Origin of the sequence: Pontiella desulfatans, assembly GCF_900890425.1 — a bacterium.
Taxonomy (GTDB): Bacteria; Verrucomicrobiota; Kiritimatiellia; order Kiritimatiellales; family Pontiellaceae; genus Pontiella; species Pontiella desulfatans.
Map to the genome: position 1 here is coordinate 3,953,601 of NZ_CAAHFG010000001.1, position 14,855 is coordinate 3,968,455.

Consider the following 14,855-nt stretch of genomic DNA (forward strand, 5'->3'; position numbering starts at 1 on the left):
TTATTTCTCCTTCACCAAGGTCAGGTCCATGCCGAGCCCGCCCACGGTCAAATGGATCTGCTCCGTCTTTTCATCGAAGCTTTCAATCCGGATGCCGTCCTGCTCGACGTTCATCTTCATCCAGGTGGACTTGCCGGTCTTTTTTTCCACCAAGGCAAAATGCCATTCGGAGCCGATCTTGGTATAGCCGGCAAACATCATGGAAACCGTATCGCGCTTGCCCAGCCGCGCCTTGAACGCCGGCGTCAAAAACGGCGAGTTTTCGACCAGCGAGGCGTAGGGGCTGCTTTTTTCCGCCCCGGCCACCGAGGCAATCAAGGTGGCGGCAACCAACCATCTACTGTTCATTGGAGACCTCCCGCACGGCGTTGGTGGTTCCGGGCATGGGCTCGCCCTCTTCCGGGATTTGCGGCGGCGGCTCATTGAGTTGCCCGGCGAAGCGCCCGGTTTCGAGGTAGGTCACCACATCCTCGGTGCCCATGCCGGGATTCTCGACCTGCCGCTGGATCAATTTGTTCGGGTGCATGCCCTCCACCAGGTTCGGGCGAACGAAGATGATCAGCTCGCGAACGGTCGTGGTGCGCTTCTTCGGGCGGAACAGGCGGCCGACCAACGGGATGTCGCCCAGAATCCAGACCTTGCCGTCGGACACGATGGTGGCCTCGGATTGCAGGCCGCCCATCACAATAATTTCCTCGTCGCGGACGCTTACGAAGGAATTGGCCCGGCGGGTGCCGATGATCGGCTGCTCGTTGCCATCGATGGTTTGCGAATCGATGACCGTCTCGACGGTCTGCTCGATCTCCATCTGGATGAAACCGGCATCGCTGACCAAGGGGCGCACCTGGAGGTTGATGCCGATGTCGCGGTATTCGACTTCGGACTTGGTGTTGAGGTTGTTGCTGTTGAGGCTGGACGTGGAGGCGGTGATGATCGGGCGCGCCTCGCCCACGTTGATGCTGGCCGGGCGGTTGTGCGAGGTGGTGATGGTCGGAGCGGAGAGGACGCGCACATTGCTATCCTCCTTGGCCACGCGGAAGACGGCCTGCAGGCTGAAAGGGTTCAGGCCAATCCCGATGTCGCCCGCCGAACCGGAGGTGCTGTCGAGATTCGGCGCAGCCCCCAGGATGCCGCCCCGGCTTTGCACCCCCCCGTTGTTGGCGCCATCCACCTGGAACGGGAACGGGTTGTCGTAGCTGATGCCGAAGGTGTCGAGCCCGGAGACCTGCCCCTTGATCAACATGACCTCGGCAATCACCACCTCGATCTGCACCTGCGGCAGCACCCGGTCGACCTGCTCGATCAGGCCTTCGACCTGCTGGAGATCGAAGGGCGTTCCATAGACGATGATCGCATTGCTGCGGTCGTCGGCCGAAAGCGTGACATAGGGGCTGAACTGGAGATCTTCGTCGAACTCCATCCCGGTCTCCGCCATGTCGAGGTCCAAGGGTTCCAACGCCGGTTCGTCCGGCAGGCCGGCCGCGCCGGCGGCGGCCTCATCCATCTCGCCATCGCGGCGGCGGAAGAAGCGGCGCAGGGTGGACTCGCGTTCGCGCACGCGCTGCTGGGAAGTGATGAGCGGGTTGATGGTGCGCACCACGTCGTTGGCATCCGCATGCTTGATGTAGAAGATGCGGCTCTGCGTGCGCGGCGCCACGGCGATATCGTTCTGGGCGATGATCTCGCCGAGCTGGCCGATATCCGAATCGGTGCCGTAGACGAGCAGCGAGTTGTTGCGGTCGTTGGCCACCACGGAGACATAGGGGCTGAACTGCATGGGCTGGTTCGGATCGAACATCATGGCGTTGAGCGGTTCCTCCTCCTCGTTGCCGGAGCGGTATTGCACCGCATGGAAACTCGACTGCACCCGGCGCATCGCGGTCTGCTGGCTACGGATCATGCGCGTCAGGATCGCCGAGAGCGTGCGGGCCTGCGCATTTTCGAGGAAGAACACTTCGCTGCGCGTCATGGGCGCCACCTCGACATCGGTCTGTTCAATGAGCGCGGCAACGTGCTCCACGTCCGCATGCGTGCCATAGACAATCAGCGCATTGTTGCGGGCATCGGCCACAATCGACAGGAACTGGCTGAACTGCACGGCGGGGTCGCCCTCCACCGCCCCGACCGACTCGTCGGGATTCTTCACCTTATCGCTGGCCGATTCCACCGCGCGGATGGCGGCCCGCTGGCTGCTGACGATGATCTGCAGCACGCGCGACAGGCTGTTGGCTTCCGCATGCTTGAGGGCGAAGACCCGGCTGCTGGTGATCGGGTCGACCGGGATATCGGTCTCGGCGATGATGGCATCGACGCGGACAATGTCGGAATCGGTTCCATACAACAGCAGGCTGTTGCTGCGGCGGTCGGCCACCACGGTGGCGAAATCGCTGAACTCGAAGCCCATCGTGATTTCGGGTTCGAGGCCCTCTTCCTCTTCGCCCGAACGCAGGCCGCGCTTCTGGAAAATCCGGCGTTGGGAGTCGATCACCTGCCCCACGATCCGGCTCAGGCTGTAGGCATCGGCGTGCTTGAGATAGTAGACCTTGCTCTTGGTGATGGGAGCGGTTTCGCGGTCGAGATCCACCAGCAGCTCCTCGACGCGCTGGATATCGCGCGCGGTGCCATAGATGAAGAGCGAGTTGCCGGTGCGGTCGGCGGTCACCATGGCATACGGGGTGAATTCAAAGCCGACCTCCATGTTGCCGCCTTCGGCCGCGGCGGTGTTTTCGCGGGTTTCGCCGGCATAGATCCCCTCGCGCAAATAGGCGTAGCGTTGCAGATAGATAATGCGCGCGATCAAGCTGGCCACGGTGGTGGCCTGCGTATTCTTCACCTCGACCGTCTTGCTCTGCGTGACCGGAACCTGTTCGATGTCGAGCTTGGCGATGAGCGACTTGATGCGTGCGATATCGTCCTTCGTGCCATAGACCACGACCGCATTGTTGGCGCGCTCGGTCCAGATATACATGTAGGGACTGAACTCGAAGGCATCCTCCGCGCTTTCGGTGCCCTGCCCCTCGCGCGCCTCGCCGCTGGCCAGCCCCTGCCGCGCAAACAGGCTGCGCTGCACCTGCACCATGTGGTTGAGCAACTTGCCGATGCCCGGCGCATGGGCATGCTTGAGGCGGATGATTTCGCTACCGGTGTAGGGCGTGGTTTCGGTGTCGAGTTTTTCAATCAGTTCGCCGGCGCTTTTCATGTCGGCGGGGGTGCCGTAGACCACGAGCGCATTGTTTTGGTGGTCGAGCCAAACGCCGGTGTAGGGACTGAACTGCAGCTCGGCATCCGCGCCGGTTTCCGCGAGATCGGCCACGACCTGATCGACCGACGGCGTGGAGGTGGGCGGTTCGGCGCCCTCCTCGGCGGGAGGCGGCGTGGTTTGCAGCTGCTGCGTGAGGCGATAGGTTTCCGAACTCTGGAACCCGCGCTTGGAAAAGTGGATCTGCTGGTGGCGGATCATGCTGACCAGAATGGAATAGATGGTGCGGATGTTGCCCTTCTTGATGGTGAACACCTGGCTGGTGGTGAGCGGGGCAATCTCGCGGTCGAGCGCTTCGACGAGCTCCTCGATGTAGGCCTTGCTTTCCGGCGGCGAAACCACGACCAGGTGGTTGGCGGAGGTATCGATGTGGAAGCGCGCGCGGAAGAGCGCCGCATTGGCGCGGTAGCGCTGCGCGTGGACGAGCGCATAGAAGACGTTGTGCACGCGGCCGTTCTTGATGGGAACCACGAACACCTCGGCGCGATGCCCCGGCGGCTGGTCGAGCATGTCTATCACCTTGCCGATGGAGTCCAGGTTGTGGTCGGTGTCGAAGATCAGCAACGAATTGCGCCATTCGAGGTCGAGCGCGGTGGCGAGTCCGCCGGTCGAAAGCAGGTTGCGCACCTGGTAATACATGGTTCTCGAATCCAGGTGCTTGAGTTCGAACACGCGCCCGTAGACCTGTTGCTCGGCATCGCCGACGGGCGTATCGGGATCCAGCATGGCCGGCCCGCGGCGCAGCGCCTGCGTGTGCGGGATGGCCTGGACAAAGCCGTTTTCCTGCTGCACCAGCATGACGCCGTTGAGGTTGAGCAGGGTTTCGAGCGCCAGGATGGCTTCGTCGCGCCGCAGCGTGCCGCTGCTTTGGAACGTGAAGGTGACCGAAGGCAGGCCGGCGGCGGGAATCACGATCCGGCCGCTGTAGGTTTGCAGCAGGTCGAACACCTGGTTCATCGCCATTTTCCGCAGCACGATCGGCCCCACCTGTTCGGCGGGATCGAGCGCCCCCACCGGTTCCGACACAATGCGGGGCGGAACCGTCGCGGTGCCGTTGGTCTGCGCCTGCGCGGCGAAGGCAGCAAGCAGGAGGGCGGGAAGCAAGAGGGTGTGTTTGATTTTCATAGTTATTCCTTCGTAAAAAAAGCTAGTCGTACCAGGGTTCCATTTCATCGACTTCGGATGCGAGCTGGTATGCGGTAACCGTCATGCGGGCATTCAGCAACCGGGGGTCGGCCTTGTTGGCGGTGATGGTGAAATCCTCGATGGCGGCATAGGGATGGTTGGTGCCGATGCCGCGTTCGAAAGCGATCAGCTTGGCCAGCTGGGCATTCTTGATGCTGACCTTGAGCGTATGCTGCAAAAACACCTCCTGCTCCACCGTCACCGGGGTTCCAAGATCGTGTTTGAGCCCGCCCTTGCGCGCCATCTCGTCGATCAGCGCAATGAGCTCGGAGGCATCGTAGGTCCGAGCGGGATCGAGCTGTGCCAGCGTATCGTCGAGTTCGCGCTGGAAGCGGTCGGCATCGGCCAGCCAAACGGCCTGCCGGGCCAGCTCGTGCCGGACCTTGCGATGGCTCACCGATACGGCCTCCCAGTTCCGCCACAAGGCACTCAGCCAAATCAAGGTGCCCACCAGCACCAGCGCCGCCAGCATGGTGCGCTCCCGTGCGGAGACGCGCGACAATGCGTTAACCAGGTTCATGCGCCCACCTCCGCTTGCGGTTCGGCAGGGGGCGGCTCCACCTCGGCGGCGGGCTTGACCTTCACCTGGATCGTGAACTTGACCCCTTGCTTGGCGCTGTTGAGCTCCTTGACCTCGACCATGGAAAAACGGCCGGTCTTTTCGAGCGCCTCGCGGTATTGGTTGACCACCGCAACGCTGGGCGCCTCGCCGCTGAAACCGAGGTTGGCTTCGCGATCGGCATAGGCCGTGGTGTAGAACAGGGTGTCCGGGCGCGGATCGTTCACCACGGAGAGCCATTCAAAGATTTCCAACGGGGGGTTGGCCAGCCTGGACGCCGACTTGGCCAGGGATTCCTGCTCCTGCAAGGCCTTGACCGCCGGACGCTGCGCCTTGGACTGGGCCGCCAGGGCCTCGGTTGCGCCGACCCGCTTGAGGTAGAGATATTGAAAGACACCCAACAAAACTAGCACCACCGCGGCAATCCGCAGGAAGGCGCGCAGCTGGCGAACGGCGCGGCGGCGCTTGCGCTCGTCCGCCAGAAAATGCATGTCGCGGACATCGGCCGCCAGCAGCGCCGCCTCCGAGGCCAGCTTCCCGCACCCGAAACGCTTCCACCCCGCTTGCGGCGTGCGCTGGCGCTCCAGCGGAAAGACCACCGCGCCGCGGCGATCGATGGCCGGCCGGCCCGCGCGCACCAGCCCCTCCTCGATCCGCTCGCCGTCTTCGTCGATGGCCACCTCGTCGAGCAACCGTTCGCGGAGTTCCCAGGCGGCTTCGGAATCCTCGTCGAGCCGGGTTCCGTAGCGGCTACGCACGAAATCGGGCAGGTTGGCCTTGGGCTGCATCCGCACCAGGGTCACGCATTCGGGTTCGAGCAGCACCAGCCAGGTGGGCTTCCGCCACTGGCGCCCCAGCAAAACGGCAAACCCGGGCAAGACGGCGAAACGGCGCGCATGGTCGGGATCGGTTGCCCCGTTCACATGCTCGCGAAACGCGGCATAGAGCAGCACCTGCGCCCCGGAGAGCTTGCGCGGGTTTTCCATATAGCCCCACGAGGTCGATTCCAGCGGAAAGAGGGAAAGCTCCTCCACCTCGCCTTCCAGGAAGCCGGACTTGTCGCGCGATGAGATGCCCGGCGGAACCATGATGGATTCGGCGTAGAAGCGGGCGGATGCAACCAGGCGCACCGGATCGGGGGGCAGTGGCGGAGCGGTCCGCGCCTTCTTCCTTTTCCCCGTGCGGTTCACGGCGGGTTCTTCGGTTATGTTTTTTTCGGTCACAGGGTCGACCCTTTCGTCTGCAGGTCAAGGATGGTCATGGGATAGATCTGTTCCCCGGAGGGGGTTTCCGTATCGAGCCGCGCCGACAGGTTGAAAACGGTTCCGGCGGAGCGCGAGGCGATGTGCACGGTGAGGTAGCGGCAGGTGGCGCTGAAGTCGAGCGGTTCGCCATCGTTGTCCGTCGGTACATCGGGATCGTCGAGGCCCGGGCGCAGCACCAGGTCGTCGGAGGTTCCGGCTTCGAGGTCGACGCCCCTCACGAAGTCGGCCACGCGCTGCGCCTCGAAATCCAGCTCTTCGGCCAGCACTTCGAGCACCAGCGGATGAACGGTGTTCAGGTTCACCTTGCCGGCTTCCATCATGGAGACGCAGTTGCGGAACGTCCGGAACAGATCGTTCGGAACCCCGTGTTCATCGAAAAAGAGCCGGTCGAACCCTTCCACCAGCCGCAGCTCCAGCAAATCCTCGATCGGGGCATTGGCCGGCAGGTAGGCGGGATCGCGCCGCTGGTAGACGCCCGCCTCCGCACCGTTGAGCCGGGTTTCGTTGTCGCGGTCGATCCAATCCAGCAGGCAGTCGGCCAGGGTGGCGGCGTCGGCCGGCTGGATCTCCATCTCCTCGAACAACAGCTTCCAGCGCTCCCCGGAGGTTTGGTTCAGCGGGAGGCGGCCGGATTCATCGCGAATCTCGACATCGACCTCGATGCCGGGCGGGAAGGCGAATTCCGCCATTTCATCCACGCCCCGGATTTCGGATTCCCCGCCGCTGCCCAGGGCCAGCTCGTTCGAAACGGCGGCCATCGGGAAGCCGGCATATCCCAAGGGGCTGGCCCACCCTTGCGCCGGACTGTACAGCCCGCCGTCGAGCAGCTGGATTTCGGCCAGCACCCCGATCGTGATTTCCAAGGATTGGAACGCGGCGGCCCGGATGGCATCGTTTTGATCGTCGACCCCGCGCAGGGCGACCTCCTCGGTGACGCGCCCGATAATCTGCACCAGCATCCAGCTGGCGAGCAGGATCACCCCGAGCACAATCAGCAGCACCGCGCCGTGCTTCCGGTCCGGGTTCCGCGCTTCAGCATCCTGTTTCTGTTCAATATACAAGCACATGGCGATCATGGCGGCGCATACGGATATGCCGCACCTGCCTACGTCCGTTTTGGTTGAATAGGATGCGAAGCGCCTGTGGCTCGGCGCGTTTTTCGCCTTCGCCTTCCTCGGCGTAGGATTCGTATTCCCACACGTTTTTCTCCGCATCGAAATAGCCCAGTTCAAAATCCTCCACCCAGGGCGACACCGGCGACTGATGCAGTTCCAGCTTGCCCTTGGTCAGCTTGCGGGGAACATGCCAGAGCATGGAAAGCCCCTTGTCGCCATCGAAAACAAGCCAGCCATCGACCTGTGGCGACGGGAGGATCCCGGTCACGAAAAAGGGGGTGGCGCTCTCCAGGCGGAAATGGATGGCGGGCGCGGTTTCTCCCGGTGGCGGCCCCCAACTGAATGGACTGATGCTGTCGCCGGATAGGTTTTCGGACTGGTCGAGGCAATATTGGATGAACGAAACAACGCCATCGACGTGGTGGATGAACCGCGGTTCCTTTTCGGACTGTTGCCAAAAGTGGGCAAACGTGAACATGAGCTGCGCGGCGGCCGTCAGGATCAGCCCGGAAACGGCAACCGCCAGCAAGAGCTCCAGGAACGTCAAACCGGCCTTTGGAGTCCGCTTTCCCATCAAAGCCCCTTGCCCATTTGCTCGCGGTCCCAGGCATCCTGCTTGTCGGTCATGAGGCTGCCGCGCCCGTCCTCTTCCTCATACCAACCGGGGCGGTAGACATAGTAGGAAGCCACCTGCGGTTCCTTCATTTCCTCGCCCTGCTCCACGCTGAGCGTAATCACCAGCTGGTGCACGTCCAACAACGGCGTCGGGAAGATCTCGACTTCCCATTGCGCGCGGACATCGTCCTTCGCGTCCCCGTCCCCCTCCTCGTCTTCCTTCGGGTTTTTCCGAATGTGCTGGGGGAACACCATTTCGCCGCCCTCTTCCAGCGTTGCCCGGTCGGTGATGGAAAGAATATCGTCGCGCAACCATTCGATCCGCAGGTGGGCGGCATCCTTGCGCTCCAGCCGCAACAAGCCATGGCGCGCGTTGATGGCCGCCTGGCAGAGCGCAGCGGCCGCGGCGGCGAACAAACTCATGGCCACCACGGTTTCGGGCAGGGTGAATCCGGCGCGCCTCATGATTCACCGCCTTCGTCTTCGCGCAGGACCGGCTCGCTGGAAAACGGATCCATGACCAGGCGCACCGAATCCTTGCTATCGAGCAAGCCAACGGAAAAGGGGGTCGAGGCCCCGCTCGGGTGGAATGCGATTGAATCGACCGGCTCCTCTTCGGGTTCATAGGCGTTGGCGTCGGCTTCCGGGTCTTCGGGAACCAGCCGGTAGAATTCCAACAGGGCTTCCTGCCCATCCCCATCCGCTTGCGGCGCCAATACCACCTGCCCGAGGAACGTGCCATCGCTGGTGCTCAGCTCCAAGACATTGCTTTCCCCATAATAGCTCATGAACACCGTTTCGTTGCGCTGCCGCGCTTCCATGTGGGCCTTGCGCACGGTCGAAAGCAACACTTCGCCCAAGGGCCGTACGTGCATGGCCTCCACCAGCCGCTGCACCGGCACCACCATCAGGGCGGCAACAATGGCCAGCAAGGTGATCACAAGAAACACCTCGACGACCGTAAAACCCGTTTTATGAGACCGATGCATTAGGTTCATCCAACGGAATTAAGAAGGAAGATCTAAGAATTAAGAACGGTCTCCCCTCCCCACAGGCAATTCATTCTTCAATCCGGATTCTTAATTCTTCATTAATCAGAGTTCTTCACCGGAACCGGCCACCCAGTTGCCGATGTCGTCTTCGCTCTCGATGCCATCCGGCCCAAGCGACCAGAGGTCGAAGCCCGATGCATTGCGCTCCCCCGGATAGGCGTATTGATAGGGCGTGCCCCACGGATCGGGATTGAGCTTCTTCACATAGGGTCCGCGCCAGTTAACGGCTTCGTCGGACGGTTTTTTCACTAGCGCTTCAAGCCCTTCCTCGGTGGAAGGGTAGCGCCCCATGTTCACGCGGTAGGCCGTGAGCGGGGTTTCGAGGGTTTCCTCAACAAACAAACGGGCCACCTGTTCGCGGCCGCCGCCAAGAATACGGTCGAGGTTGGTTACCAGCAGGCCGGCGATCGCCGCCAATAGCGCAATGGCAATGAGGATTTCGAGCAGGGTGAAGCCCGCCTGGGCCTTTCGTTTTTCAAGTCTTTCCTGTTCCGTCATGAATCCGTCCTTCCCTATGGTTTTTTCGATATGATTCCCTTAGGGAAGGGACGCAATACGGTGGATTCATTGGACAAAGCCCGCCCGGTTTCAGGCGGGGCGGGAACCCTATTCGGTGGTGAAGAGGGAGGCCGGCAGGCCTTCCTTGTTGTAGAGGTTGGCGCCTTCCGGGTTGGCCGACCAGGCATAGCGAACCACCGCCGGATGCGGAATCTCGCCATGGGAAACCTCGATGGTGTCCTTGGAGACGATTTTGGCGTCGGCCCATTTCCATGCGCGATCCTCGCCGCAAATCTGGAAGCGCTTCAGGGCTTCATCCACCGCCAGGGTATCGTCGAGCAGGTTCTTGTGGCCCACCATCAGGCCGGAGCCGACCTGGCTGAACTTGACCACCACCTTGCCGCCAACCACTTCGTGGCTTTGGTAGAGCGGGCCGCTATGGACGGGAAGCTTGATGTTGTAATCGTTCGCCAGCGCCCAAAAGGCGAGGCGCTTGCCCACATCCACCTTGTTGCGCGGATGGATATCCTTGGCTTCGCCGATGTCGGTTATGACGGCCATGCCTGTGTTCGGAAGCTTGAGGCAGCGGCGCTGCTGGTCGCAGATGCTGGCCCAGTCGTCGCTTTCCAGCGGTTCGGCGTTCGGGGCCTTGAAGGCGGCGAGCTGCACCCAGTAGAACGGGAAGTCGCCCCGGCCCCACTCCTGGCGCCAGCCACGAATAAGCGTGCTGAAATGGTTTTCGTAGGATTCTTTCATGTAGCCGGCATTGGATTCGCCCTGGTACCAGATGGCGCCTTTGATGGCGTAGGGCACCACCGCGGAAACCATGCCGTTGTGCAGGGTGGATGGCCACTTGTTGCCCATGGCCGGATCAGCCTGCCGCTGCGGCTTGCGCCCCTTCTTTCCACCGGCCTCCCACTTGGCCAAGGCGGCCTGATGCTTTTCGGCCGCCTTTTCCGGACTCCAGGCCGAGGACTGCTTTTTCAACTCGACCATTTCGCCCTGATAATATTCGGCAAGCTCCGGATCGGCCATGTAGGTCGCCTTGGAAATCCAAGGTTCAACGCGGGTGCCGCCCCAGGAACACTCCAGCAGCCCAATCGGCACCTCCTTCAAATGCTTGCGCAGCTCCCGGCCAAAGAAATAGCCCGTCGCGGTGATGGCCGGCGTGTTGGCCGGGGCAACCGGTTTCCACGAACCTTCGAAATCGTACAGCTTTTCGTGGGCCGATGTTTTGTGGGGCACCTCGATATGCCTGAGCAGCGGATCGTTGGCGGTGGCAATCTCGTTTTTCACATAGTCGGAAACCGGCTGGTATTGAGGCTCCCTGGCATTGCCGGCAATCTGCTGCATGGTGAAATCCATGTTCGACTGCCCGCCGCAAAACCACACTTCGCCCGATGCCACATCCTTGATCTCGACCGTGTTGTTGCCCACGACCGTGATGGAGAGCCCGGTTCCGGCTTCCGGTGTCTTGAGCACGACCTGCCACGACCCATCGGTGCCGGTGGTGGTTGCGGCCTTCGCGCCCCACGACGCCGAGACCTGCACCTTTTCGCCCGGTTCCGCCCAGCCCCACATCGAGGCCAGCGTCTCACGCTGGATCACCATTCCATCCGAAAACAACGCCCCTAGACGAACATCCGCCATCGAAGCCGACACCACCAAACAACCCACCGCAAACAATCCATATTTATTCATCGCAATTCCCCTACCTAGCCTTTCGTAATCAATTCCCTAAGATGCTTCCCAATATCCGTATTGTCGTTTTCGCCGGCGAACCGATCCGCCCAGCGGCCCACGGCCGTGGTGGACACCCGCGTGTCGGTGTGGCCAAAACTCGTCCACTTCGCACCGGCACGATCGGCCAGCTCATGCAGGCAGCTCACCACTGCGGCGTTCTTTTTTCCATACATTTTCTGGATTTCAAGGCTACGTTCATCGGTTGCATCGTCGGCCAGGCTTGCAGCGACCGCATCCTTCAGCCGCGTCCGGGCATCGTTCTCCAGGGGTGCAAACCCAAATGCATCCACCAGGCGATCAAAGGCCACCTCCGGCGCAACCGCCCCGCCCTTTTTCCATTGCTTCACCTGGGTGTCGTAATGCGCCGACTGGTATTCCTGCCGATCAAGCGCAGCAACCATCTTTTTCGGGGCGTTCCCCGCCAGCTCAAGCCCACCGGTCTCATGGTCGGCCGTGACGACGAGCACCGATTCCGCCGGATGCTTTTTGCAGAATTCCAAGACCACGGCGACCGCTTCGTCGAAAGCGAGGGTTTCGTGGATATTGGTGGCGAGATCGTTGGCGTGCCCGCTCCAGTCGATCTTTCCGCCTTCGACCATCATGAAGAATCCGGCATCGCCCATCATCAGCTCGATCCCCTTGCGGGTGTAGTCGGCCAACGAGATGGACGGCTTCCCCTCAATGGCATAGCCCAGATCGTGCTCGACCAAAACCTTGACGGCACCCTTTTTCAGCCGGTCGAACCCGGCACGGTCGCGCACATGGGTGTATCCCGCGTCCTTCACCAGGGTATCCTGCGGAACCTTGTCCTTGGCCTTCTTCCGCCCCAACATGGTCTCGCCCGCAAAATAGTCGAACTCCGACTTCACCAGGAATTCACCGATCTCGTAATACATGGAGCGCTTGGGCACCTGGGCATAGAACGCGGCCGGCGTGGCGTGGTCGATCGGAACCGACGTCACAATACCGACCTTCATGCCGGCATCCTTGGCGTCGAAGGCCACGGAACGGAGCGGCGTGGTTAAGTCGGCACCGACGCCCAATGCGCCATTGACGGTCTTTGCACCGCAGGCCAGCGCCGTTCCGGCCGCGGCCGAATCGGTCACCTTGCCCTCGATTTCGCTCGTCGTGGTGAGCGCCTTGACCGGAAGCTGGTTCATCGCCAGCCCCCCCTTTCGCGCCGGATATTTCATCCGGGCATAGCGTTCGGCAACCTCGCGCTGGGCAACGCCCATGCCATCGCCAATCATTAAGAAAACATACCTGGGTTTGCCGGGCTGGCCGCCCCCCATGCACAGCGATGTGGTCGCCGCGCCCAAAGCACCGATGAAAAACCTACGATTCATGAATCCCGCTCCTAGTTAAAACCAATGAACGCTGCCTAGCGCCCAACCTTGACGACGAATCGCCACAAAAATAGCCCTTATCCTGGATCGGGGTAGGCATATTCCCGGCCCTCGTGGTTCTGGAAAACGATGCGGTTCCCAACGCGACGAATCTGGTCGTGCGAAAGGATCGGCACCTTGCCGCCTCCGCCGGGGGCATCGATGACATATTGCGGAACGGCGAGGCCGGAAATGCTCCCGTGCAGCGATTGGATGAGCTCGATCCCCCTCGCCACCGATGTGCGGAAGTGTTCCGAGCCGCGGACGGGATCGCACTGCAACAGGTAGTAGGGTTTGACGTTGATTTCCAGGAGGCCGTAGAAAAGGTCGATCAGCGTTCGGGCGTCGTCGTTGATGCCTTTGAGCAAAACGGTCTGGCTGACCATCCCGATGCCGTGGCCGGACAGGCGCCGGCAGGCGGCCTGTGTTTCGGGCGAAAGCTCGTCGGCATGGATGAAGTGCAGGCTCAACCAAACGCGGTGTTTTTGAAGAATGGCGCAAAGTTCATCGGTAATGCGCATGGGCAGCACCACCGGTACCTTGGAGCCGATGCGCACCGTGCGCACATGCGGGATGCCCCGGAGCCGGCCAAGCAAGTCGTCGAGCACGGAGTCGGTCAGGGTCAGCGGGTCGCCGCCGGAGATGAGCACATCGCGGATTTCGGGATGGGATTCGATGTATTCAAAGGTCTGCCCGAAGGTGGACGCGGCTACCTTCTGCGGCTTCCCGACCATGCGGGAGCGGGTGCAGTAGCGGCAATAGGTGGAGCAAAAGGTCGTGACGAGAAAAAGCACCTTGTCGGCATAGGTGTGGATCAGGTGCGGCGTGGCGCGGTGGCCCTCCTCGCCCAGGGGGTCGGCCAGCTCGCCGGTGCCAACCTGGTTTTCGGCCGCGGTCGGAACCACCGTCCGGCGCAGGGCATCGCTCCCCAGCAAGGACGCATAGTGCGGGGTAATGGCGAAGGCGAGCGGAACATCGCCCTCGAAGGCGGCGCGCTCGGCATCGGTCAGCTCGACGACTTCTTCAAGCTGCCCACGGGTCGAGATGCGGTTGGCAATCTGCCATTTCCAATCGTGCATGTTCATATATGGCCGAATCCAAAAAAATACGTCGGGCACCCTTTCATGGTTGCCGACGATTGACATGAGAATATTGGTCGGCATTATACGCGGATGTCTACGGAAGAAAAACAGATTGAGAAGCAATTAAGGCTCGTTAAGCAGGTGATGGCCGATTGCCTGAATGATACCAGCATTTCAAAACTCCTCCCCGCGAAGAAGAGCCTCATTGGCAATGGAAAAATGCTGCGCTCCCGGTTGACGCTCGCCTTGGGCAATGCCAACGCGATCGAAGAGCGGGTCATGGTGAACGCGGCGGCGGCCATAGACATTATCCATGGCGCAAGTCTTTTGCACGACGATGTGATCGACGGCGGCATCCTGCGCCGGGGCGCGCCGACCTTCTGGAAAAAATACGGGGTGAACGGAGCGATTCTTTTCGGCGACCTGCTCATGTTCAAGGCGCTGTCGTTGCTGACCACGGTGGGGCGCGCGGATTTGCTGCAGGAGCTGATCGACCGCACGGGCGAGGTTTGCCGCTCGGAAGTCGAGCAGGAATTGATCCTGCGCGGTTCACCGGGCACCTGGGGGAATTGCGAGCGGGTGGCCCGCTATAAAACCGGATCGCTCTTCGCCTTTGCGGCCGTGGCCGGCGGACGGGACGATCCCGGCCAAGTGGAAGCCTTGCGCGAGGCGGGCTTTATTCTGGGAACAGCCTACCAGCTGGCGGACGATGTGCTGGACGCCTCCGGAAACGAAGCGGTTTCCGGCAAGACCCTGGGCACCGACCACGATCGCGGAAAAACAACGGCCATCACCGCCACGGAACATGCGCCGGCCGACCCGGTCGACTATATCCATGCGCTGCTGGATGCCTCTTCCGCCCAGCTCGCGGCCTGGCCGGAAATACAGGGAGCCTGGGATACGTTTTTAAACGTGACAATGAAACCCGTGCTTAGTAAACATCTTGCCGCTAGCTAAGCGGTTCAAGGAATCGGTTTTAAGCGAAAAAAGCATACATGAGCTACTTTATAACAATTTCTGCTTTTAACGATGGAAATGAATCGGTATAGAGATACCCATTAAGCAGTCCAAAGCTCTCCATGAACGATGCGTACTGC

At 61.5% G+C, this 14,855-nt stretch carries 13 protein-coding genes; 1 reads left to right on the forward strand and 12 read right to left on the reverse strand.

The genetic code is table 11. The features are described from left to right. The 12 genes from E9954_RS13905 to E9954_RS13955 form a co-directional block, all read right to left on the reverse strand. Entirely contained in the window at nt 1-348 is a 348-nt protein-coding gene (locus E9954_RS13905; RefSeq protein ID WP_136079752.1) for a hypothetical protein, read from the reverse strand. Next, nucleotides 338-4,384: a secretin N-terminal domain-containing protein gene (locus E9954_RS13910; RefSeq protein WP_136079753.1), complete on the reverse strand. Its 4,047-nt coding sequence runs from the start codon at nt 4,382-4,384 to the stop codon at nt 338-340. Before E9954_RS13910 ends, E9954_RS13905 begins: the two co-directional genes overlap by 11 nt. 22 nt (nt 4,385-4,406) lie before the next feature. Continuing rightward, on the reverse strand, nt 4,407-4,964 hold the full coding sequence (locus tag E9954_RS13915; protein ID WP_136079754.1) for a hypothetical protein: 558 nt from the start codon (nt 4,962-4,964) through the stop codon (nt 4,407-4,409). Next, a complete protein-coding gene (locus E9954_RS13920; RefSeq protein ID WP_136079755.1) occupies nt 4,961-6,226 on the reverse strand; it encodes a PilN domain-containing protein in 1,266 nt (421 codons plus the stop codon). Before E9954_RS13920 ends, E9954_RS13915 begins: the two co-directional genes overlap by 4 nt. Then, nucleotides 6,223-7,344, reverse strand: coding sequence for a type II secretion system minor pseudopilin (locus E9954_RS13925; RefSeq protein ID WP_168442247.1), 1,122 nt, complete (start codon nt 7,342-7,344; stop codon nt 6,223-6,225). The genes E9954_RS13920 and E9954_RS13925 overlap by 4 nt, the downstream gene beginning before the upstream one ends. Next, nucleotides 7,319-7,957 carry a PulJ/GspJ family protein gene (locus tag E9954_RS32495; protein WP_168442248.1) on the reverse strand — a complete coding sequence of 213 codons (639 nt, stop codon included), beginning with the start codon at nt 7,955-7,957 and terminating at the stop codon, nt 7,319-7,321. The genes E9954_RS13925 and E9954_RS32495 overlap by 26 nt, the downstream gene beginning before the upstream one ends. Continuing rightward, nucleotides 7,957-8,463: a prepilin-type N-terminal cleavage/methylation domain-containing protein gene (locus E9954_RS13930; protein WP_136079757.1), complete on the reverse strand. Its 507-nt coding sequence runs from the start codon at nt 8,461-8,463 to the stop codon at nt 7,957-7,959. Before E9954_RS13930 ends, E9954_RS32495 begins: the two co-directional genes overlap by 1 nt. Then, entirely contained in the window at nt 8,460-8,987 is a 528-nt protein-coding gene (locus E9954_RS13935) for a pilus assembly FimT family protein (RefSeq protein ID WP_168442249.1), read from the reverse strand. Before E9954_RS13935 ends, E9954_RS13930 begins: the two co-directional genes overlap by 4 nt. 105 nt (nt 8,988-9,092) lie before the next feature. Then, nucleotides 9,093-9,548 carry a type II secretion system major pseudopilin GspG gene (gene gspG / locus E9954_RS13940; RefSeq protein ID WP_136079759.1) on the reverse strand — a complete coding sequence of 152 codons (456 nt, stop codon included), beginning with the start codon at nt 9,546-9,548 and terminating at the stop codon, nt 9,093-9,095. Between the two features lie 108 nt (nt 9,549-9,656). Continuing rightward, nucleotides 9,657-11,249 carry a sialate O-acetylesterase gene (locus E9954_RS13945; protein WP_136079760.1) on the reverse strand — a complete coding sequence of 531 codons (1,593 nt, stop codon included), beginning with the start codon at nt 11,247-11,249 and terminating at the stop codon, nt 9,657-9,659. A 14-nt stretch (nt 11,250-11,263) separates the two neighbouring features. Continuing rightward, the gene (locus E9954_RS13950) at nt 11,264-12,637 is read right to left on the reverse strand and encodes an alkaline phosphatase (RefSeq protein ID WP_136079761.1); all 1,374 of its coding nucleotides are present in this window, start codon (nt 12,635-12,637) and stop codon (nt 11,264-11,266) included. A gap of 77 nt (nt 12,638-12,714) precedes the next feature. Beyond that, complete coding sequence (locus E9954_RS13955; RefSeq protein WP_168442250.1) at nt 12,715-13,761, reverse strand: KamA family radical SAM protein; 1,047 nt, start codon at nt 13,759-13,761, stop codon at nt 12,715-12,717. Nucleotides 13,762-13,848: 87 nt separating this feature from the next. Here E9954_RS13955 and E9954_RS13960 point away from each other — a divergent pair, with 87 nt between their 5' ends. Continuing rightward, the gene (locus E9954_RS13960) at nt 13,849-14,715 is read left to right on the forward strand and encodes a polyprenyl synthetase family protein (protein ID WP_136079763.1); all 867 of its coding nucleotides are present in this window, start codon (nt 13,849-13,851) and stop codon (nt 14,713-14,715) included. The last annotated feature ends 140 nt before the right edge of the window (nt 14,716-14,855 follow it).